Source organism: Aureitalea marina (genome assembly GCF_002943755.1).
GTDB classification, from domain to species: domain Bacteria; phylum Bacteroidota; class Bacteroidia; order Flavobacteriales; family Flavobacteriaceae; genus Aureitalea; species Aureitalea marina.
In genome coordinates this window covers 1,076,698-1,095,556 of sequence record NZ_MQUB01000001.1, presented here as the reverse complement: position 1 = coordinate 1,095,556, position 18,859 = coordinate 1,076,698, and the positions used below count along the sequence as shown (strand labels likewise).

At 45.8% G+C, this 18,859-nt stretch carries 16 protein-coding genes, 1 other RNA gene and 2 pseudogenes; 6 read left to right on the top strand and 13 right to left on the bottom strand.

Translation table 11 applies throughout. The features are described 5' to 3' along the window. Positions 1–8 precede the first annotated feature (8 nt). On the bottom strand, positions 9–1,439 hold the full coding sequence (locus BST85_RS04950; RefSeq protein ID WP_104812238.1) for an ATP-dependent DNA helicase: 1,431 nt from the start codon (positions 1,437–1,439) through the stop codon (positions 9–11). A 120-nt stretch (positions 1,440–1,559) separates the two neighbouring features. On the opposite strand from BST85_RS04950, the gene BST85_RS04945 reads away from it, so the two are divergent. From BST85_RS04945 to BST85_RS04935, 3 genes and pseudogenes are all read left to right on the top strand, one after another. Further along, positions 1,560–2,231: a hypothetical protein gene (locus BST85_RS04945; protein WP_104812237.1), complete on the top strand. Its 672-nt coding sequence runs from the start codon at positions 1,560–1,562 to the stop codon at positions 2,229–2,231. Between the two features lie 10 nt (positions 2,232–2,241). Next, positions 2,242–3,033: pseudogene (locus tag BST85_RS04940) on the top strand (DUF3822 family protein); the annotation flags it as partial. After that, positions 3,033–3,548: pseudogene (locus BST85_RS04935) on the top strand (RsmD family RNA methyltransferase); the annotation flags it as partial. The pseudogenes BST85_RS04940 and BST85_RS04935, both read left to right, overlap by 1 nt. Before the next feature lie 14 nt (positions 3,549–3,562). Here the strand turns inward: BST85_RS04935 and rnpB are convergent. Further along, an RNA gene (gene rnpB, locus BST85_RS04930) (RNase P RNA component class A) lies at positions 3,563–3,904 on the bottom strand. A gap of 90 nt (positions 3,905–3,994) precedes the next feature. On the opposite strand from rnpB, the gene BST85_RS04925 reads away from it, so the two are divergent. Continuing rightward, positions 3,995–5,740: a DNA polymerase III subunit gamma/tau gene (locus BST85_RS04925; protein WP_104812235.1), complete on the top strand. Its 1,746-nt coding sequence runs from the start codon at positions 3,995–3,997 to the stop codon at positions 5,738–5,740. A 28-nt stretch (positions 5,741–5,768) separates the two neighbouring features. Beyond that, positions 5,769–6,350, top strand: coding sequence for a MiaE family protein (locus tag BST85_RS04920; protein ID WP_104813909.1), 582 nt, complete (start codon positions 5,769–5,771; stop codon positions 6,348–6,350). 104 nt (positions 6,351–6,454) lie between these two features. Here BST85_RS04920 and BST85_RS04915 read toward each other — a convergent pair whose 3' ends face one another. From BST85_RS04915 to rpsA, 9 genes are all read right to left on the bottom strand, one after another. Then, positions 6,455–7,369 carry a Ppx/GppA phosphatase family protein gene (locus BST85_RS04915; protein ID WP_104812234.1) on the bottom strand — a complete coding sequence of 305 codons (915 nt, stop codon included), beginning with the start codon at positions 7,367–7,369 and terminating at the stop codon, positions 6,455–6,457. Then, positions 7,356–9,458, bottom strand: a complete 2,103-nt coding sequence (gene ppk1, locus BST85_RS04910) for a polyphosphate kinase 1 (protein ID WP_245917638.1) — start codon at positions 9,456–9,458, stop codon at positions 7,356–7,358. The genes BST85_RS04915 and ppk1 overlap by 14 nt, the downstream gene beginning before the upstream one ends. Further along, entirely contained in the window at positions 9,451–9,951 is a 501-nt protein-coding gene (locus tag BST85_RS04905) for a SixA phosphatase family protein (protein WP_104812233.1), read from the bottom strand. Before BST85_RS04905 ends, ppk1 begins: the two co-directional genes overlap by 8 nt. A 10-nt stretch (positions 9,952–9,961) precedes the next feature. Beyond that, positions 9,962–10,606: a pyridoxamine 5'-phosphate oxidase gene (gene pdxH / locus BST85_RS04900; protein WP_104812232.1), complete on the bottom strand. Its 645-nt coding sequence runs from the start codon at positions 10,604–10,606 to the stop codon at positions 9,962–9,964. 86 nt (positions 10,607–10,692) lie between these two features. After that, the gene (locus tag BST85_RS04895; protein WP_104812231.1) at positions 10,693–11,604 is read right to left on the bottom strand and encodes a ribonuclease Z; all 912 of its coding nucleotides are present in this window, start codon (positions 11,602–11,604) and stop codon (positions 10,693–10,695) included. 18 nt (positions 11,605–11,622) lie between these two features. Then, positions 11,623–11,958 (bottom strand): ribonuclease Z, encoded by a 336-nt coding sequence (locus BST85_RS04890; protein ID WP_104812230.1) that lies wholly within the window; start codon positions 11,956–11,958, stop codon positions 11,623–11,625. After that, positions 11,948–12,886 carry an aspartate carbamoyltransferase catalytic subunit gene (locus BST85_RS04885; protein ID WP_104812229.1) on the bottom strand — a complete coding sequence of 313 codons (939 nt, stop codon included), beginning with the start codon at positions 12,884–12,886 and terminating at the stop codon, positions 11,948–11,950. Before BST85_RS04885 ends, BST85_RS04890 begins: the two co-directional genes overlap by 11 nt. Positions 12,887–12,921: 35 nt before the next feature. Beyond that, on the bottom strand, positions 12,922–13,461 hold the full coding sequence (gene pyrR, locus BST85_RS04880) for a bifunctional pyr operon transcriptional regulator/uracil phosphoribosyltransferase PyrR (RefSeq protein ID WP_104812228.1): 540 nt from the start codon (positions 13,459–13,461) through the stop codon (positions 12,922–12,924). A 164-nt stretch (positions 13,462–13,625) separates the two neighbouring features. Continuing rightward, positions 13,626–15,461 (bottom strand): 30S ribosomal protein S1, encoded by a 1,836-nt coding sequence (rpsA, locus tag BST85_RS04875; RefSeq protein ID WP_104812227.1) that lies wholly within the window; start codon positions 15,459–15,461, stop codon positions 13,626–13,628. Positions 15,462–15,702: 241 nt separating this feature from the next. On the opposite strand from rpsA, the gene BST85_RS04870 reads away from it, so the two are divergent. After that, a complete protein-coding gene (locus BST85_RS04870) occupies positions 15,703–17,133 on the top strand; it encodes an amidohydrolase (RefSeq protein ID WP_104812226.1) in 1,431 nt (476 codons plus the stop codon). Here BST85_RS04870 and cmk read toward each other — a convergent pair. Together cmk and porQ are read right to left on the bottom strand one after the other, a co-directional pair. Beyond that, a complete protein-coding gene (gene cmk / locus BST85_RS04865) occupies positions 17,130–17,825 on the bottom strand; it encodes a (d)CMP kinase (RefSeq protein WP_104812225.1) in 696 nt (231 codons plus the stop codon). The genes BST85_RS04870 and cmk overlap by 4 nt on opposite strands. Beyond that, on the bottom strand, positions 17,825–18,856 hold the full coding sequence (gene porQ / locus BST85_RS04860; RefSeq protein ID WP_104812224.1) for a type IX secretion system protein PorQ: 1,032 nt from the start codon (positions 18,854–18,856) through the stop codon (positions 17,825–17,827). Before porQ ends, cmk begins: the two co-directional genes overlap by 1 nt. Positions 18,857–18,859 lie beyond the last annotated feature (3 nt).

Sequence of the window (18,859 nt, the reverse complement as noted above, 5' to 3'; positions counted from 1 at the left end):
TATCGGGCTTAATCGGTTTCGGCAAAGAAATCTTCCGGAAACCCGATAAGATATAGACTTTTCTGGGCCCGGGTTACGGCAGTATAAAGCCAACGCAGGTACTCTTTATTGATGCCATCAGGTAGAAAAGGTTGCTCCACAAAAACAGTATTCCATTGACCTCCCTGAGATTTGTGACAAGTCATGGCATACGCAAATTTGACTTGCAGCGCATTGAAGAACCGGTCATTCTTAACAGCCAGAAAACGTTTGTAGTTGGTTTTGATGTCCGCATAGGACGCTCTTACCTGCTGATAGAGCTCATTGCTTTGTTCCTGGGTTAAACTGGCATATGCAGAATCCAAGGTGTCCAGTAACAAAACTGTTTCCATGGGAGCGACATCCGGATAATCGACCATGCGTACTTCAACTTCTGCAAACCGAAACCCGTGTTTCTCCACGATATCAAATACACGCAAGATCTCGACTATATCCCCATTGGCGATAAAACCGGCCGAACTACCATCTTCTAACCAGAAATAGTTGTTTTTAACCACCATGAGATAGTCTCCGGTATTGATCTCCTCCTGCTGATAGAGAATGCGATTTCGGATTTGCTGGTTGTACTGATTGGCTCGTTTGTTGGATCGAACGATAAAGGCCGTGTCCTCTTTGCCATTCCTAGCATAACTGTCTTCTATGGCATCCAGTAATTCCTGGGAATCCAGGGGTCTGTGGATATCCGTAAAGCTCCTGAGCCGGAAGTGAAAATGATTGAAGAATCCCTGTCGGAAATTTTCTCGCAAATGGGTGGCATTGCTCAGGATTCCACTCCCTTCTTCTTGTCTGACCACCTCGGTCAGCTCAATGGATTTAATATTGAGGTCGTATCGTTTCTCCAACAGATCTTCATCCAGGGCGGGGCTGATGCTCAGTTTGACCGGCGGAAGTTGAGCAGTGTCTCCTACTAGCAGTAGCTTGCAGTTGTATCCTTGGAATACATATTGGATCAGATCGTCCAGCAGCGCACCACTGTCCATCATACGGCCTTCCTGATTCACATCAGGGATCATGGAAGCCTCGTCTACGATAAAGAGGGTGTTGCGGTGCTTGTTGGTTTGCAATTTGAACTTAACCCCTCCCTCCTTTTTGCTCAAGGGACGGTAGATCTTCTTGTGTATGGTAAAAGCCTGTTTACCGCTGTAGTTGCTAACTACTTTAGCGGCTCTTCCGGTTGGAGCTAACAGTACGCTGCTCATTTGGGACTTCCACAAGTCGGTCACCAAAGTTCCGATCAAAGTGGTCTTCCCAGTTCCGGCATATCCTTTGATTAACAGGGTAGTACGAGGAGTACGTTCAGTGGCAAATTCCGACAGGGCGGACAGGGCCATTTCCTGCCGGACAGTAGGGTCAAATGGGAAGCGTTTTTTTAAGAGTTGATACAGTGTTGATTGCTCCATTTTACAAGGCTCGAGGCCGTTCAAAGATAAAGATGAAAAATTGACGTATCACTTTGGTGAACAAAAAAAAATTGTAGATTTGTTACCAATCGAATTCAAACTTATTTAAACAATCGCATAATGAAAGTTGTAATCCAGATTGTCCTGTGGGTAGTCATCATTTTCCTTGGCTATAAACTCTATAATTCCGTTTTGGGACCTGTTCAGTTTAACAAGGAGAAAGAAGTTCGTTACCGGGCTGTGATCAAGACCTTGAAGGATGTTCGAGTTGCTCAGTTAGCTCACCAGGAGATCACCGGTAATTTCAGTGGTAATTTCGATAGCCTGGTTCAATTTGTGGACACTGCTCAATTTGCCATTATTCAGCGACGAGATACTAGTTATGCGGATGTCGAAAAGAATAGGGCATACGGAATAGACGAAGGTTACTTTATCGAAGAGACTTTATTGGATACTTTAGGGTTTGTAAATGTGAAGGATTCACTGTATGGTGGGAGCGATCGATATAAAACGATGATGAATGTGCCAGTGGAGGGCATCGATGCTCAATTTGATATCGAAGCGGGCAAGCTGGAAAAAAATGGAACCGTCTTTTCCGTGTTCGAATGCAAAGTATCTAAGGATGTCATTCTTCACGATAAGGATAAAGATATGGTTGCCAATGAAAAGCAGGTCAATTCTGTAGATGGTGTGAACGGAGAATACATCTCTATCGGTTCTATGAACGAGATCAACACCACCGGGAACTGGCCACAGTTGTACGACACCGAAAAAGACAACAGCGGAAACTAGACCCGAAAATAGCATCTTAAAACGATTGTCCGTTCAAGTTTCCTTGTCCGGACTTTCTTTTTTAGTGGCAGACGCTTCCAACCGGAAAGCGATCGGCCGCTGGGAACACGCATTCGATTCCGAACTCACACCGGAACAAGTGGCTGACGAGTTGATGCGTCAGTTTGACCTCAGACCGATTCTGGAGGGACCCTTTGAGGAGATCAAAGTGATCCACTGTTCTGAACTTTATTCGATCGTCCCCTCTTCATTGTTTGATTCCAGGAGGGCCAGCGACTATCTGAAATTCAATGCCAGGATACTGGCAGGAGATTATTTGGCCCATGACGAAGTTTCTAATACAGATCTGGTTTCGGTTTACGTACCATGGGTCAATATCAATAACCTCTTATTCGACAAGTACGGCACCTTCGACTATTACCATTCAGTGTCGCTTATGCTTGGCTATTTTTGTTATTTGGAACGAGCCCAGGAAAGAACAGTGGCCTATGTGCATAGCAATAGGAATAGATTCGATCTCATGATCTTTAAAGGAGGGAAATTACAGCTCTGTAACACCTACCCCTTCCGATCTTCCGAAGACTTTGTCTATTTCCTGTTGTTCGCTCTGGAGCAATTGGATTACAGTCCTGAGAATATACCGGTTGTATTGTGCGGAGATATAGAGCAGGACGACGAAAGATGGGAATTGCTCTACACCTATATCCGAGAGCTTAGTTTTTTGGAAAGGGACTTACTGAATGCCGTAGATGATTTTCCCGGCCCTACCCATCATCAGATCCTGTTGAAACTTAGTTTGTAATGCGTATAATCTCCGGAAGCCATAAGGGGAAAAGATTGCAGGCTCCCCGCAATCTTCCTGCACGTCCCACAACCGATTTTGCGAAAGAGGGCTTATTCAATATCCTGCGTAACAGAATCGATCTTAGTGAGATCCGTGTTTTGGATCTATTTGCCGGCATAGGTGGTATCAGTTTCGAATTTGCTTCTCGGGGTGCCGAAATGGTAGTAGCTGTAGATAAACATCCGGGTTGTGTAAGGTTCATTCAGCAAACTGCCACCAAGCTGGATCTTCCCATCAGAACAGTTAAGATGGATTGTTGGACCTATCTGAGGAAGGATTCGAATAGTTATGATCTCATCTTTATGGACCCGCCTTATGAAATGCAAGCTTTAGAGCTTGGGAAATACCATGGGCAGATCATGGAGGGGTCTCGGCTAAAGACTGATGGACTACTGATTATAGAGCATTCCAAACACCAGGACATCAGTGATCTGAGCAATTTTGTGGAGATGAGAAAATACGGAGGATCCGTATTCAGTATTTTCCAAAAGGAAGCAGGCCTGTAAGCCGGATTCTGTCCGTAAACCAGAGCAAGCTCAGTTCACGACCTTATCATTTATCTGGAGTGTTTGTTACCAAACACCTCTATCTGCCTACCCTCCTGCTTGGGCGGGACGCCCTCAGGCGCAGGTATACATGGCATTTCACCGCATAGAGTTTACCTGATTTCACTACAGCTTAACCTGTACATACTTTCTGTTGCACTTGTCCTCCCTGTAGCACGTGCTACAAGGGTCGGCCGTTAACCGATATGCCTCCCTGTGGTGTCCGGACTTTCCTCCATGTACTGAGCTATGCCCTAGTACACAGCGATAAGGCGGCCTGCGCTGCAAAGTTAGTCAATGTTGATAAAAACCAGAAATTAGTGGTAGGTCATCACGGTCAACTAAGGCTAGTATTTTATATTTGTTTACCCACTATGGAGCACTTCATCGTTTCAGCCAGAAAGTACCGTCCTACCCGTTTTGAAGATGTGGTCGGACAGCAGGCCATTACCAATACCCTGGAAAATGCCATTGCCCAGGATCATTTGGCTCAAGCCCTTTTATTTACTGGCCCCCGAGGAGTTGGAAAAACCACGTGCGCTCGTATTCTGGCCAAGCGGATCAACGAGGACGAAGATCACCAGAAGGAAGAGGATTTTGCCTTCAATATCTTCGAACTGGATGCCGCCTCCAACAACTCTGTAGACGATATCAGGAGTCTGATCGATCAGGTCAGAATACCGCCTCAGATCGGAAAGTACAAGGTCTATATCATCGATGAGGTGCATATGTTGTCTTCTAGTGCTTTCAATGCATTCTTAAAGACCTTGGAAGAACCTCCCTCCCATGCTATTTTCATTCTGGCAACCACAGAGAAGCACAAGATCATTCCGACCATTTTGTCCAGGTGTCAGATCTTTGATTTCCGTAGGATCACTGTCCAGGATATCAAGGAGCAACTTGCTAAAGTGGCCGAGCAGGAAGGAATAGATGCTGAAGATGATGCCCTGCATTTGATCGCCCAAAAAGCGGATGGAGCTATGAGGGACGCACTTTCCATCTTTGATCGGGTGGTTAGCTTTGCCGGCAATAAGTTGACCAGGCAGACTGTAGCGCAGAATTTACACGTTTTGGATCACGAGGTCTATCTTTCAATGACCGATATGATCTTGGCTCACCAGATTCCGGAATTGCTATCCGCCTTTAACGAGGTCCTGGCCTCTGGTTTCGATGGCCGTCACTTTATCTCGGGGCTGGCTTCTCATTTTAGGGATCTGCTTGTTGGTAAGAACCCTCAAACCCTGGATTTATTGGAGGTTGGTTTAGACATCCGAAAACGCTACCTGGAACAGGCAAAGGAGGTGACAGAATCGTTCTTGATGCAGGCTATAGATCTGGCCAATTCCTGTGACCTGGAATACAAGAGTAGCCGCAATCAACGCTTGCTAGTGGAGTTATGCCTGATGAAATTAGCTTCTATAGGTCAAGGCCTCGAAAAAAAAAAGACTAGCCTAAAAATACTTCCTCCGGTTAAGAACCCTGGGTCTAAAGAAGAAGCTAGACCCGAAATCCCAGTTAAACAGGATAATCCCATTGCTAAACCGATCAATCCGGAAAGTGAACTTTCAAAGCCGGCCAAAGAGGATGATGTGTCGCCAGAGCCCACAGAACTATCCACTGAACCGGATGTTCAAGCTGCCAAAAGGCTCGTTAAGCGCAATGCAGAAAAAGTTTCAGGCCTATCGCTTAAAAGTGTACGAAAGAAAAAGGAGCTTGAACTTCAGCGACAGTCCAGGGATGTTCAACGCCAGGAACTGCGGGAAGAATTTACAGAAGGTGATATGCTGGATGCCTGGAATAGCTTTGCCAGTAAGATCGAAAAGGATGGGCGGTTTAACTTACATTCCCATCTTTCCATGGGAGTACCTCGACTGGAAGGGCATTTGATCCATCTGGTCTTCCCCAATAGTACGATCAAGGTGGAATTGGAGCGGGCTAAGCCTGAATTGCTGCGATATATCCGTACGCAGCTCAAGAATGATCAGGTCGATCTTTCCATAGAGGTAAACGAAACGGAGACAAAAAGGTATGCCTATACCCCCAGGGAGAAGTTCGAACTGATGAAAAAGAAGAACCCTTTGGTCGAAGATCTGCGCAAGTCCTTCGATCTCGATATTTAATACCATGGAGAACCAGGAGAATATTAAGATGCTGGGGCTAAAGCTGCCCACCGATCCGCGTTGGGTCAATATCGTAGAGAAGAATATTGAAGAGATCCTTACAGATCACGCCTATTGTGAACAAAAGGCAGCGTCAACGGCTATTTCGCTCATCATAGGTTATCCTGAATACAGTGAATTGGTAGACGAGATGACCTTATTGGCACAGGAAGAGATGAGCCACTTTAAAATGGTTCACGACAGGCTATTGGAACGAGGTTATGTATTGGGCAGGGAGCGGAAGGACGTCTATGTTAACGATCTGATGAAATTCTTTCCCAAGGGAGGCAGCCGTCTGGATCAGTTGATCCACCGCTTGTTGTATGCTGCACTAATCGAGGCACGGAGTTGTGAACGCTTCAGGCTGCTCAGCGAAGAACTTCCAGACAAGAAACTGGCCGATTTCTACCGAAAGCTTATGATCTCCGAGGCCAATCACTACACCATGTTTTTGGGATTTGCCAGGAAGTACGGAAACCGGGAAGAAGTTGATCAGAAGTGGCAGGATCTACTGACTCATGAGGCCGAACTTATTAAAGATCTTGGGAAGCAAGAGACCATGCACGGCTAGTTACTTCACACCAATTAGAATCCAATCGATATAGTGCAGACGCGTTCCGCCAATACAGTTTGTTTATTGCTCGACGTCTAAAACTGGAAAAAAGTTGCCTATACTCAGGAGTTCACTTCTATATTCCTGGCCTGGCGTTCGTTATAGAGCGTTTTTATAATGCCGTCGGACAAACCTATCTTGGGTACATATACATTCTTGGCATTGCTCCATTTCATCGCAGAAAGGTAAATTCGTGAAGCTGGAAGGATAACATCAGCTCGATCCGGATTCATTTGCAGATTAAAGATCCGTTCATGATAGTTCATGGACTTGAGCTTCTGGTAAAAGTTGTAGAGATAGAGGTAACTGAGGGGTTTACCTATTTTCCGACCACTGCTTTTGTAGATACTGTTGATATTACCTCCGGAACCGATCAGGCTGATCTTCTCGTACTTACCCGTATTCTTTTTGATCCACTTTTTAACATCGTCCCACACCTTGTCGCTCACCATATCGTTCAGTATACGTACCGTTCCTAACTTAAAGGATTTTGATACGATGTTATGGCGGTCTGAAAAGACGGTAAATTCTGTACTTCCACCTCCTACATCAACGTAGAGATAGGTCTTGTCCGGATCTATCTGGTTCCAAAGGTTGGTACTCGCAATAATGGTGGCCTCTTCCTGACCATTGATGATCTGGATATTGACCCCGGTGGCCTTTCGGATCTGCCTGGCCAGCTCTTCACCATTTTCGGCTTCTCGCATGGCAGACGTAGCACAAGCCCTGTAGCTAGAGACTCCATGAGTCTTCATTAATAAACTATAAGCGTTCATGGCGTCTACCATGCGCCTGTAGTTGTTTACTGATATCCTGCCGTTTAGGAAAACATCTGCACCTAGCCGAATGGGCACACGAACCAGGGAGGTTTTTTTTACTTGGGTGGGGAATCCTTCCTTCTCAATTATGGTCGCTATCAGCAATCGAATGGCATTGGAGCCAATGTCGATGGCCGCATATTTTTCAATGTGAATCAAATTCTTTCAGTTTATTCAGGTAGTAATCATATAGCTCAAACTGGGAGCGGGCTGGTGGTTTGTCATTCTTGCGATAGGCATTGTCCTGTTTGTCCGAGATAACCCTGGCCTTGACATTGTCATTCCAACTGATCTGGAAGGTGTCCTCCAACTCTCTTTTGATATCGGGATCGTATATCGGACAACTGATCTCAACCCGGCGATCCAGGTTCCGGCTCATAAAATCTGCCGACGAGATATAATATTTGGGATCTCCGGCATTCTCAAATATATACAATCTGGGGTGTTCCAGGAATTTGTCCACGATACTGATCACCTCAATATTTTCTGACATCCCTTCTACTCCGGGGATCAGGCAACAAATACCACGTACGATCAATTGAATCTTCACTCCTGCCCTGCTGGCGTCATAGAGCTTGTCGATCATCTTGAAGTCTGACAGACTATTCAGCTTAAGTCGGATGCCGCTGGATAATCCGTTCTTGTGGTTCTCTACTTCTTGTTGGATCAGATTATTGAAAGCGTTCCGCGTATAATGAGGAGAAACGATCAGGTGTCGATACTTTTTGACCTGATAATTCACCTCAAAAAAGTCGAAGACCTTATTGATCTCCTTCCCGATCTTCGGATTAGCAGTGAACAGCGTATAATCCGTATAGATGCGTGCCGTGGATTCATTGAAATTACCGGTGCTGATAAAAGAATATCGCCTTAACTTCTGACTTTCCAATCTCTCCACCACGCAGGCCTTACAGTGTACCTTAAGACCGGTAACCCCAAAAATCAGCTTGACCCCTTCGGTCTGCATTTGTTCGGCGTAGCGAATGTTGGCTGCCTCGTCAAATCTGGCCTGTAATTCGATTTGAACGGTCACTTCCTTGCCGTTCTTTACGGCATTGATCAATGACCCCGCAATATGACTGATGGAGGCCAGTCTGTAAATGGTGATCTTGATGGTTTTCACCTTGGGGTCGATGGCAGCCTCTCTTAGAAACTTTACCACATAGGCAAAGGATTGGTAAGGGGAATAAAGCAAGTAATCCTTTTTCGATATTTCGTCCAGCATACTGCCCTGCAAGCTCAGTCCTGGTATAGGCAAAGGTGTTTTAGGTTCGTAGAGCAGGTCTTTTCTTCCCAGGTCAGGGAAGCCCATATAATCACGCCGGTTGTGATACCGCCCACCGGGAATAATACTGTCTGTATCGTGTATATCCATTTTGGTGAGCAGGAATGCCAAGGTCTCATTATCGATCTCTTTGTCGTAAACAAAACGCACCGGAACGCCAGAACTACGTCCCTTTACACCCTTGGAGATCTTTTCTAAGAAACTCCTGGAAAGATCACTGTCGATATCCAGTTCCGCATCCCGGGTGATCTTGATCATATGAGCAGTTATCTCCTCATATTCAAAGATATTGAAGATATTGCCCAGGCTGAATCGGATCAGATCGTCCAGCATGATAATGAACTTCTTCTCACCGCTGGAGGGTAAAACCACGAAGCGATCGATGACCCTCGGAATTTCGATCAGTGCATAATTGATCCGTTGCTCGAAGGTCTCGTCATTTGGTTTCATCAGCATTCTGATCGCCAAATAGGCCCCGCTATCCTTCAACTCGGGAAACTCCTCCAATTCGGATACCATAATAGTGGCCAATGCAGGACTCACATTCCGAATGAAATAAGAGTTTATAAATTCCGCCTGTTCTTCATTTACCTGGGTTTCGTCTATGATGTGGATGTTCTCCTTTTGCAATTCCTGGGTGATATCGCTAAGGACGCTCATGCTATTGGCCTGCTGACTGATCACCGTTTGGGTAATGGTTTCCAGCAGATCTTTGGCTGTGATACCTCCCAACACATTAAAACCCTCTCTACCTGCTTCTACGATTCGCCGAATGGTCGCATAGCGGACCTTGAAGAATTCGTCAAGGTTATTAGAGAAAATTCCAAGAAACCTCAGGCGTTCGATCAGGGGTACACTGATGTCCTCCGCTTCCTGCAACACCCGCGCATTAAACTGAAGCCAGCTCAGCTCACGGTTCAGGTAGCGATTGCTCACCTCTTTGTTCATTAAGGTCTCACTCATCCTCCTTGGTCTTTAGATGCCTAGGGAATACGGTTAACTTGGTCTTACCTACGTTCACATCCCTCCAGTTCTTTTCGTCAAACTGCAGCTTCACAAAACCACAGGTCGGTAAATTCTCTATGTACTCATCCCCCAACATATTGGCTATGCTGGTAAATGCGTGATTATGACCCACGATCATGACTCGCTTCCAGGAATCATTCAAGTTCTTGATAATTTCCAGCACTTGCCTCCCACCAAAATCATAGAGATTGTGATTGGTTGTAAAGTCCTCGTCCTTAACCTTGAATGCCTCCTTAAAGAAGAGCGCTGTGGTCATGGCACGCTCTGCATCACTGGATATGATCTTCTGTGGCGCTTTCACCTGTTCAACAACATGCTTGGAAACCAACACAGCATCGTTTAAGCCTCGCTGCTTAAGGGGTCGTTGATGGTCGATCACATCGTGTTTCCAGGAGGATTTGGCGTGTCGCAACAAATACAATGTCTTCATGTGTAGTTAGTTAGGGTGATAAGCGGTCAATGCTCCAGTCTATCCCATCTAATCGATACCTGATCCGATCGTGCAACCGATTAGGCCTTCCCTGCCAGAATTCAAACTCAACAGGCTCTACCAAATATCCTCCCCAATGTTCTGGTCTTGGAATGTCTTTGTTCTCATAGTGCTGCTCCAACCGTTGCAGTTCTTCTTCCAATTCCTTTCGGCTTCCCACAATTTGACTCTGCTCGGAAACCAGTGCCCCAAGTTGACTGCCTCGCGGCCTGGAAGCAAAGTAATGGTCGGATTCGTCCTTTGGAGCTTTCTTGGCTATTCCTTTGATAATTACCTGCCGTTCCAGATTGGGCCAGAAGAAGGACAGACAGACTTCCTGGTTCTTATCGATGCTCCTTCCTTTTTCGGAACGATAGTTCGAGTAGAAAACAAAGCCTCTCTCATCATATTTTTTTAACAAGACCATTCGAGTCTTGGGGTATCCATCTAATCCAATGGTGGATACGGCCATAGCATTAACTTCCGTCACTCCCCCATATTCTTCCACCTGATAGTACCAGGTTCTGAATTGCTGCATGGGGTTGGGGTCTATGGAAGATATATCCAGTTGATCCCCTTCGTAAGATTGCCGTTTGTCGTAGAGATTATCCTGCACTATTGACGCTTTTATGTGCAAGTTAAAACATTTGCCAGAGGTAAAAAATGATGATATCCTTATTAATTGGTTATCTCAATAACAACTTATTTGTCGAAATCAAACACCTTGCCATCTTCTGCTAATTCTACTGGTTGAAAAATGCGCTCAGCATCATCGGCAAAGGCCTGTATGTCCGGATAACGGGTAGAATAATGTCCGAGTATCAGTTTACCGACGCTGGCGTCCTTGGCGATCTGAGCGGCCTGGGCAGCTGTACTGTGTTTGGTTTTAGTGGCCAGATGGTCGTGTTCAGATAAGAAGGTAGACTCATGGTACAAGAAATCCACGCCTTTTAATTGCTCGGTCAATCTTGGCAAATAGATGGTATCAGAACAAAATGCATAAGACCGGGGAGGGTCAGGATCTTCGGTGATCAGATGGTTGGCAACAAGTTCATCCCCTTCTCCTGGCACGTCAAAGCCTTTTTTCGCTTTGTTAAAGTAACTTTTGTCCACCCCGTGTTTAACTGCTTCTTCGACTATTAACTTCCGATCACCTGGCTTTTCTCGAAATAGATAGCCATTGGTATAAACCCGGTGTTCCAGCGGAATGGTCTCCACAACTACTTTGCTGTTTTCAAAGATAACCTGGGGTTTCTTACTCTCCAATTCGTGAAAATAAAGGGGGTAATTGGTCCAGGAATCCCCAAGTTTTAATTGCATGGTAATAGCCTCTTTAATGCCTTTTGGACCGTAGATATGCAACTCACGATCCCTCCCAAGTAGCCTGAAGGTCGATATGAGCCCAACCAATCCATAAAAGTGGTCACCGTGAAGATGGGAAATGAAGATCCGTTCAATACGGGAGAATTTCACCTTAAAACGTCTAAGCTGGACCTGAGTCCCTTCGCCACAATCGATCAGAAAGAGCTGTCCCTTGATCTCCAACACTTGAGAGGTTGGATTCGTGAAAGCCCTCGGGGTCGCTGCGTAACATCCTAATACGGTGAGTTTCAAAACTTGGTGATGTTTAATCTAAAATCCCAGATCTCGCTCGATCTCCTCCATTTCGATAATATCAGCTGCTTCCTGTAGGCTCGGAACAACCACCAGTTCTGCAGGTATATCGTCTATATCCACAGATTGACTAACAATGACCAGTGAATGCTTAGTAGAACGGTGGTAAGTGCTCACTTTTAGGAGTAGGAGCAGTTGATCCAAGTCAAGCTCCGTAAACTCCAATAGATCGATCACCAGGTGATGATCCCCAAATTTAATAGGTATGACCTTATCCAGGTAGGCTGCAAATGCAGGGAAATATCCCTTTTCATCCTTTAGGACAGTAAACTTGGGTGTTTGATCAATCTTCATTACGATCTATTTTGGAGGCTAATAGATAAAGGACCGCCATTCTCACGGCAACTCCATTCTCTACCTGGTCCAGGATGATAGCCTGATCACTATCAGCTACCTCAGAAGTGACCTCTACCCCTCGGTTGATAGGGCCAGGGTGCATGACTACGATCTCTTTATCCAGTCTTTCCAAACGTTGCTTGTTTAACCCAAACTGTTGGGTGTATTCCCTAGTTGTTGGAAAATAACTGATGTCCATGCGCTCATTCTGTACCCTTAGCATATTGGCTACATCACACCAGGCCAAGGCCTTGTTCAGGTCATTTTCTACTTGAACTCCTAAATGATCTATATATTTAGGAATAAGGGTTTTGGGTCCACAAACTTTAACCTCTGCTCCAAGCTTGTTCAGGGCATAGATATTGGATAGGGCTACCCTGGAATGCAGTATGTCTCCTACAATGACCACCTTTTTCCCAGCAACATCACCCAGGCGTTCACGGATCGAGTAAGAATCCAGCAGGGCTTGTGTTGGGTGTTCATGGGCTCCATCTCCCGCGTTGACTATGCTGGCGTCGATGTGCCTCGATAAGTAGATCCCGGCTCCTGGATTGGGATGGCGCATAACTACCATGTCCACCTTCATGGACAGTATATTATTGACCGTATCCACCAGGGTCTCACCTTTCTTAACAGATGACGATGCTGCCGAAAAATTGATAACATCAGCGGACAATCTTTTTTCCGCCAGTTCGAAAGACAATCTGGTTCGGGTACTATTCTCAAAGAACAGATTGGCTATAGTGATATCCCTTAAGGTCGGTACTTTCTTGATCGAGCGGTTGATCACTTCTTTGAAATGGTCCGCTGTTTCGAAGATCAGATGAATATCGGCTTCGCTGAGATATTTGATCCCCAACAGGTGTTTTACACTTAGCTCACTCATCCTAGGTATTGTAGTTTACTTCTTCTATTCATTCCTTATCTGGGTACCAGGTAAACAGCATCTTCTCCATCCTGATCCTCCCAATTCACAATTACTTTTTCCTGGCCTATGGCATCCACCTGTCTTCCGTGATAATCGGGTTGTATTGGTAAATGACGGCTAAACCTCCGGTCTATAAGGCATAGCAGCTCGATCTCATTAGGACGACCAAAGGACTGAATAGCGGTCAGGGCAGATCGGATACTCCTTCCGGTATACAGTACGTCGTCCACAAAGACCACGCGTTTATTCTCAACGATAAAATTGATCTGGGTACTGTTGGCCTCTAATATCTTGTCTCCTCGTCTGAAATCGTCACGGTAGAATGTAATGTCCAGGTAGCCTAGTTGGATCTTATCGATTCCGTAATCCGTTTCCAGCAATTGCTTTAACCGATCGGCCAGATAGATACCACGTGGTTGCAAGCCGATCAAAACGGTATTGGAAAAGTCGTTGTGGTTTTCAATTAGTTGACAAGCCAGGCGGTGAAGGGCAATTTTCACCTCATTTGCGTTTAACAACACTTTTTGGCTCATAGACAGGAAAGGATCTGAATGCTTATTCAGGAGACAAAAATACAACTTTTAATCGATGAAGCCTCCAACAAATATGGCAGCAGTGGTCGTTTTTGATGTCCTTATTTGAAAGAAGGCACAAAAAAACCCCTCAAAGTGAGGGGTTTTTATTTGATTGGATCGGATTATTTCTTTCCGTCCATTTTATCCTTAAGCTCTTGTAGCTTGGCATTAGCATCTCCCAGGGTTGGTTTAGCCTCTTCTGCCTGCTTGGCTGCCTTGCGAGCTGCCTGCTTAACAATGTTGGCCTCTTCTTCCCGGTGGATGGTCATATGCGACGCTACCACTTTCTTGAAGTCTTTGTTGAACTCGATGATCTGGAATTCTGCCTCTTCACCTTTCTTCAGGCTGGAACCATCTTCCTTCACCATGTGACGTTTTGGAACAAAAGCAGTGATGTCATCGTTGAAATGGATCACAGCTCCTTTTTCCACAACTTCGTCTATGCTCGCGTTGTGCTTGCTTCCCACGGCAAACTCATCCTCGTACTTATCCCAAGGATTCTCTGTTGTTTGCTTGTGTCCGAGGCTTAGCTTACGGCCTTCCACGTCCAGTTCTAGTACGATCACCTCCAGATTGTCACCAATGTTGGTAAACTCACTTGGGTGCTTCACTTTCTTGGTCCAGGATAGGTCGGAGATATAGATCAAACCATCGATACCTTCTTCCATCTCTACAAATACACCGAAGTTGGTAAAGTTGCGAACAATTCCGCTATGCTTAGAACCTACAGGGTATTTTGAAGTGATGTCAGTCCATGGATCCGGAGTCAGCTGCTTGATTCCTAGAGACATCTTGCGCTCTTCCCTGTCCAGGGTAAGGATCTCTGCTTCTACTTCGTCTCCAACGTTCACAAAGTCTTGAGCACTTCTCAGGTGAGTAGACCAAGACATTTCAGAAACGTGGATCAGACCTTCAACTCCTTCTGCAACCTCGATAAAGGCGCCATAGTCAGCTATAACAACGACTTTACCTTTAACTCGATCACCTACTTTAAGCTCTTCACCAAGGGCATCCCATGGGTGAGCTTTCAGTTGTTTCAGTCCAAGTTGGATACGGGTCTTGTCTTCGTCGAAGTCCAGGATCACTACATTCAGTTTCTGATCCAGTTCCACGATCTCGTTCGGGTGGTTGATACGAGACCAAGACAGATCGGTAATGTGAACAAGTCCGTCAACACCACCAAGATCAACGAATACACCGTAAGAGGTAATATTCTTAACAACACCTTCCAGTACTTGACCTTTTTCAAGCTGACCGATGATCTCTCGTTTTTGTTCTTCGATATCCGCTTCGATAAGCGCTTTGTGAGAAACTACCACATTCTTGAATTCCTGGTTGATCTTAACCACTTTGAATTCCATGGTCTTTCCTACATATAGGTCGTAATCACGGATCGGTTTAACATCGATCTGGGATCCTGGTAAGAAGGCTTCGATTCCGAATACGTCAACGATCATACCACCTTTGGTACGACACTTAACAAATCCGGTAACTACAGTACCCTCGTCGTGAGCAACGTTTACACGCTCCCAAGCTTTGATGGTACGGGCCTTTCTGTGAGACAATACTAACTGACCGGTGGCGTCTTCTCTGACATCGATCAGGACATCTACCTTGTCTCCGACTTTAAGGTCAGGATTGTAACGGAACTCGTTTAAGGAGATAACACCTTCACTCTTGGCATTGATGTCGATGATCGCATCACGGTCTGTCATGTGAGCAACGGTCCCAACAACCACTTCATTGTCTAGGGTGTCTACAAAGTTCTGGGCCACCAATTTTTCGAATTCGGCTAGCTTGCCATCATCGATAGGGTCGATCCCTTCTTCGTAATTCTCCCAGTCAAATTCAGCTAGGAATTTTTCAGGATTACTTTCTTTTAAAGAGACTTCTGGCTTGGCAACCTCCTGGGTTACTTCTTGTACCTGCTCTTCAGTTTGTTGTGCTTTATCAGCCATTTCTAGTTTTTCAATTGAATCAGGACCTGGGCCCTGTTCATTTGATTTGTATTCTACCTGCTCGCAAGTCGGTTCGGAAACCGGTAGAAGTAATTAGACGTTTTATATGATCCTAATGGGACTTGCCTAACCGCCAAAAGGGCTGCAAAATTAAGATTTAATATTTGATTTTCAAAGGCTTTAGACCAGTAATGCGAACGCTCCAAAATCTTTATATTTAAAGACCTTAAAGCAAATTTCAATGAAAAGACTAGTAATCCTGTTATTGGCCTTATTCACTACCATGAGTTGGGCTCAGAAAAAAGTTTCTAAAACCAAGGCTGCTGTCATGCAGTCTGTAGACGCCCACAGCGATAAGTTGATCGAGATCAGTGACGCCATTTGGGCCAATGCCGAGATCGCCTTCCAGGAGGAAAAATCGGCCGAAGTTTTGGCCAGTTATGCAGAGGCCAACGGATTCACAGTAGAACGTGGTGTAGCCGAGATACCTACTGCATTCACTGCTACTTATGGTAGCGGTTCACCGGTTATCAGCATACTGGGTGAGTTTGACGCATTGCCGGGCATTTCGCAAAAGGCCCAGCCTACTAAGGAGCCACTAGAGGCCGGAGCAGGCGGACATGGTTGTGGGCATAATATGTTTGGAACTGCCAGTTTGGGTGCCGCCATCGCCATAAAAGAGTTGATGGATGCTGGTAAGATCAAAGGGACCATCAAGTTCCTGGGGACCCCTGCAGAAGAGAAATTCTTTGGCAAGCTCTGGATGATCGAAGCCGGATTGTGGAACGACGTCGATGTAAACATCAGTTGGCATCCAGGCGCCGAAACCAAAGCAGACGTTCAGAGTTCACTGGCGCTGGTCGACTTTATCGTAGAATTCTATGGCCAGGCTGCTCACGCAGCTGGTGATCCATGGAACGGCCGTAGCGCGAGCGACGCTTTGGAGTTGTACACTTCCGGGATCAATTATTACAGGGAACACGTAAAACCAACGGTAAGGATGCACTATCACATTCAAGATGGTGGTCAGGTGGTCAATGTAGTGCCAGATTACAGTAAACTCTGGGTAAGGGTTAGAAATAGTGATCGTAAAGGCATGATGCCGGTCTACGAGCACGTCATGAAAATGGCCGAAGGCGCTGCCATAATGGCTAATGTAGACTATAAGGTCTCTCTGGTCTCCGGTCTTCACGAAGTACTGGTGAATCGTAAAGGTGGAGAGATCATGCAGGGCAACCTGGAAATACTGGGTGATATCGAGTATACCGAAGAAGAGATCGCATTTGGAAAGAAGATCCAGGAAGAAACAGGAAAGCCCCAAGTAGGGATGGACAGCAAAGTTCGGCCACTGGAGGCGACAAAAGAGAACCCTGGTGGCGGATCCACCGATGTGGGAGATGTAAGTTGGAATGTGGCCAACATCAATCTAAGTGCAACGGTTGCCCCAAAAGACACACCCTGGCACTCCTGGGCTGTTGTAGCCTGTGGTGGGATGTCAATCGGTCATAAAGGGATGCTTTATGCTACCAAAGCGATGGCTATGACCATGGTCGATCTGTTTGAAGACCCAAAAAAGGTGGAAGCTGTAAAGGCCGAATTCAAGGAAAGAAAAGGTGATTACCAGTACAAGGCCATAATTCCTGAAGGACCACCACCTATTGGAAAGAACTAATCGATCTGATCGATCTTTTGGAGGGCCAGTTTCAAAACCAATTGGAATTGGTCCTCCAGGGTCATCTCAGAATTATCGATCAACACGGCATCATCGGCCTGTTTTAATGGGGAAACTTCCCTGGTGGAGTCGATCCGATCTCTTTCTGTCACATTTTCCAAAACCTCGGAATAGCTGATCTGATCTCCTCGGGCCAAAAGTTCATCATATCGTCTTTGCGCCCTGACTTGGGCAGAGGCCGTCATAAAGATCTTTAAATCTGCTTGAGGAAAGACAACTGTTCCGATATCCCGCCCGTCCATAACGATCCCGCCTTCTCCCCCTAGCTGATGCTGTTGCTGGACCATCTTCTTGCGTACCTCGGACAATGTTGCAACCGGACTGACCCATTCAGACACTTCCAAGGTCCGGATAGCGGATTCGACGTTTTCACCGTTCAAAATGATAGGGGATTTACCCGCTTCGTCGGTCATCCCAAAATTAAGACTAATCTCATCTAGCCTAGCCACAAGTCCAGCTTCGTTCAAGCCGTCGTGATCAACAAGTCCATTTTGCAAGGCGAAATAGGTCACGGCACGGTACATGGCCCCTGAATCTACATAGATATAGCCCAGTTTATGAGCCAATTGACGGGCCACCGTGCTCTTTCCGGTAGAAGAATGTCCGTCTATTGCAATCGTAATTCGTCCCACTACTGCAAATTAATATTTAATCCGAAATGACTGGAAGCAGCGGCCCGGCTGTATTTTGCATAGGTGTAACTCAGCCTGAGCTTATTTAGCTTAATAGAGAACCCTCCACTTATGCCTGCAAACGCCCGTTGTTCAACAATTCTCAGTTCTTCCCCCCTTCTAAAATTATATCCCAGACGAATGTTGAATCCTTTTTCCGGAAACAATTCTATTCCCAGGATCATGTGCCTTAGGGCTTCGTCAAAGAAATTGATGTTCTCTTCGGTGGTATTACCTTCCAGATCGGTCTCTTCCCTATTGGGATTGGAATAGGCGATGTCCCAGCGCTGCAAGTTATCCATTGTGAAATGCCAGCGAATGGGAACGTTGGGCAATATTTGAGAGATCCCGAAGATCATCTCGAAGGGTAATTTCTCGTAGGTATTCTCGTAAGGTGTGATCTGTGATCCCAGGTTACGTGCTACCAGGGTAATATTCAGGTCCCAGGGTTCGTACAAATAAAAAACGCCCAAGTCCACAGCTACACCGAAGGAGGAATATTGTTCTAATTTAGAAGAGATGAACTTCAAATTGGCACCCACATGAAAATTGGTAAAGGCGATATTCCTAGCGTGACCAACAGAAAGAGCAACTTCCCCTCCGCTAAAAGTGTCGGTGGCGTTACCTAATTCGTCATAACCGTCAAACTGACCGTAATTCACGTAGGTCACTCCCGCATGGATCACCTGTGTCCGTCGTCTATCCCACTGATAGGCAAATGCAGCCGTACCATAATTCACATCCCCCAAATAATTGGTGTAGTTCAGGGAGAGTTGGTTGTCCATCTCCCAATTGATGGCAGCCGGATTGAAAAGTCCCTGGGTAGGGTCGTAATCGTAATTGGTAACAGTTTTGCCACCCAAAGCGGCTTGTCTTGGTGAGTTTACCAGGTTCAGGAATTGATAGGTTGCCCGTCCCCCGATCTGAGCGACCGATTCGGATCGAACAAACAGCAGTAAGAGGACTACGATAAGGGCAGACCGTAAGTGCATGTA

Excerpts from the sequence above, each read along its gene's own strand:
- BST85_RS04950 (WP_104812238.1), bottom strand. The coding sequence starts at position 1,439 with ATGGAGCAATCAACACTGTATCAACTCTTAAAAAAACGCTTCCCATTT.
- BST85_RS04945 (WP_104812237.1), top strand. The coding sequence starts at position 1,560 with ATGAAAGTTGTAATCCAGATTGTCCTGTGGGTAGTCATCATTTTCCTT.
- BST85_RS04925 (WP_104812235.1), top strand. The coding sequence starts at position 3,995 with ATGGAGCACTTCATCGTTTCAGCCAGAAAGTACCGTCCTACCCGTTTT.
- BST85_RS04920 (WP_104813909.1), top strand. The coding sequence starts at position 5,769 with ATGCTGGGGCTAAAGCTGCCCACCGATCCGCGTTGGGTCAATATCGTA.
- ppk1 (WP_245917638.1), bottom strand. The coding sequence starts at position 9,458 with ATGAGTGAGACCTTAATGAACAAAGAGGTGAGCAATCGCTACCTGAAC.
- BST85_RS04905 (WP_104812233.1), bottom strand. The coding sequence starts at position 9,951 with ATGAAGACATTGTATTTGTTGCGACACGCCAAATCCTCCTGGAAACAC.
- BST85_RS04890 (WP_104812230.1), bottom strand. The coding sequence starts at position 11,958 with ATGAAGATTGATCAAACACCCAAGTTTACTGTCCTAAAGGATGAAAAG.
- BST85_RS04885 (WP_104812229.1), bottom strand. The coding sequence starts at position 12,886 with ATGAGTGAGCTAAGTGTAAAACACCTGTTGGGGATCAAATATCTCAGC.
- pyrR (WP_104812228.1), bottom strand. The coding sequence starts at position 13,461 with ATGAGCCAAAAAGTGTTGTTAAACGCAAATGAGGTGAAAATTGCCCTT.
- rpsA (WP_104812227.1), bottom strand. The coding sequence starts at position 15,461 with ATGGCTGATAAAGCACAACAAACTGAAGAGCAGGTACAAGAAGTAACC.
- BST85_RS04870 (WP_104812226.1), top strand. The coding sequence starts at position 15,703 with ATGAAAAGACTAGTAATCCTGTTATTGGCCTTATTCACTACCATGAGT.
- porQ (WP_104812224.1), bottom strand. The coding sequence starts at position 18,856 with ATGCACTTACGGTCTGCCCTTATCGTAGTCCTCTTACTGCTGTTTGTT.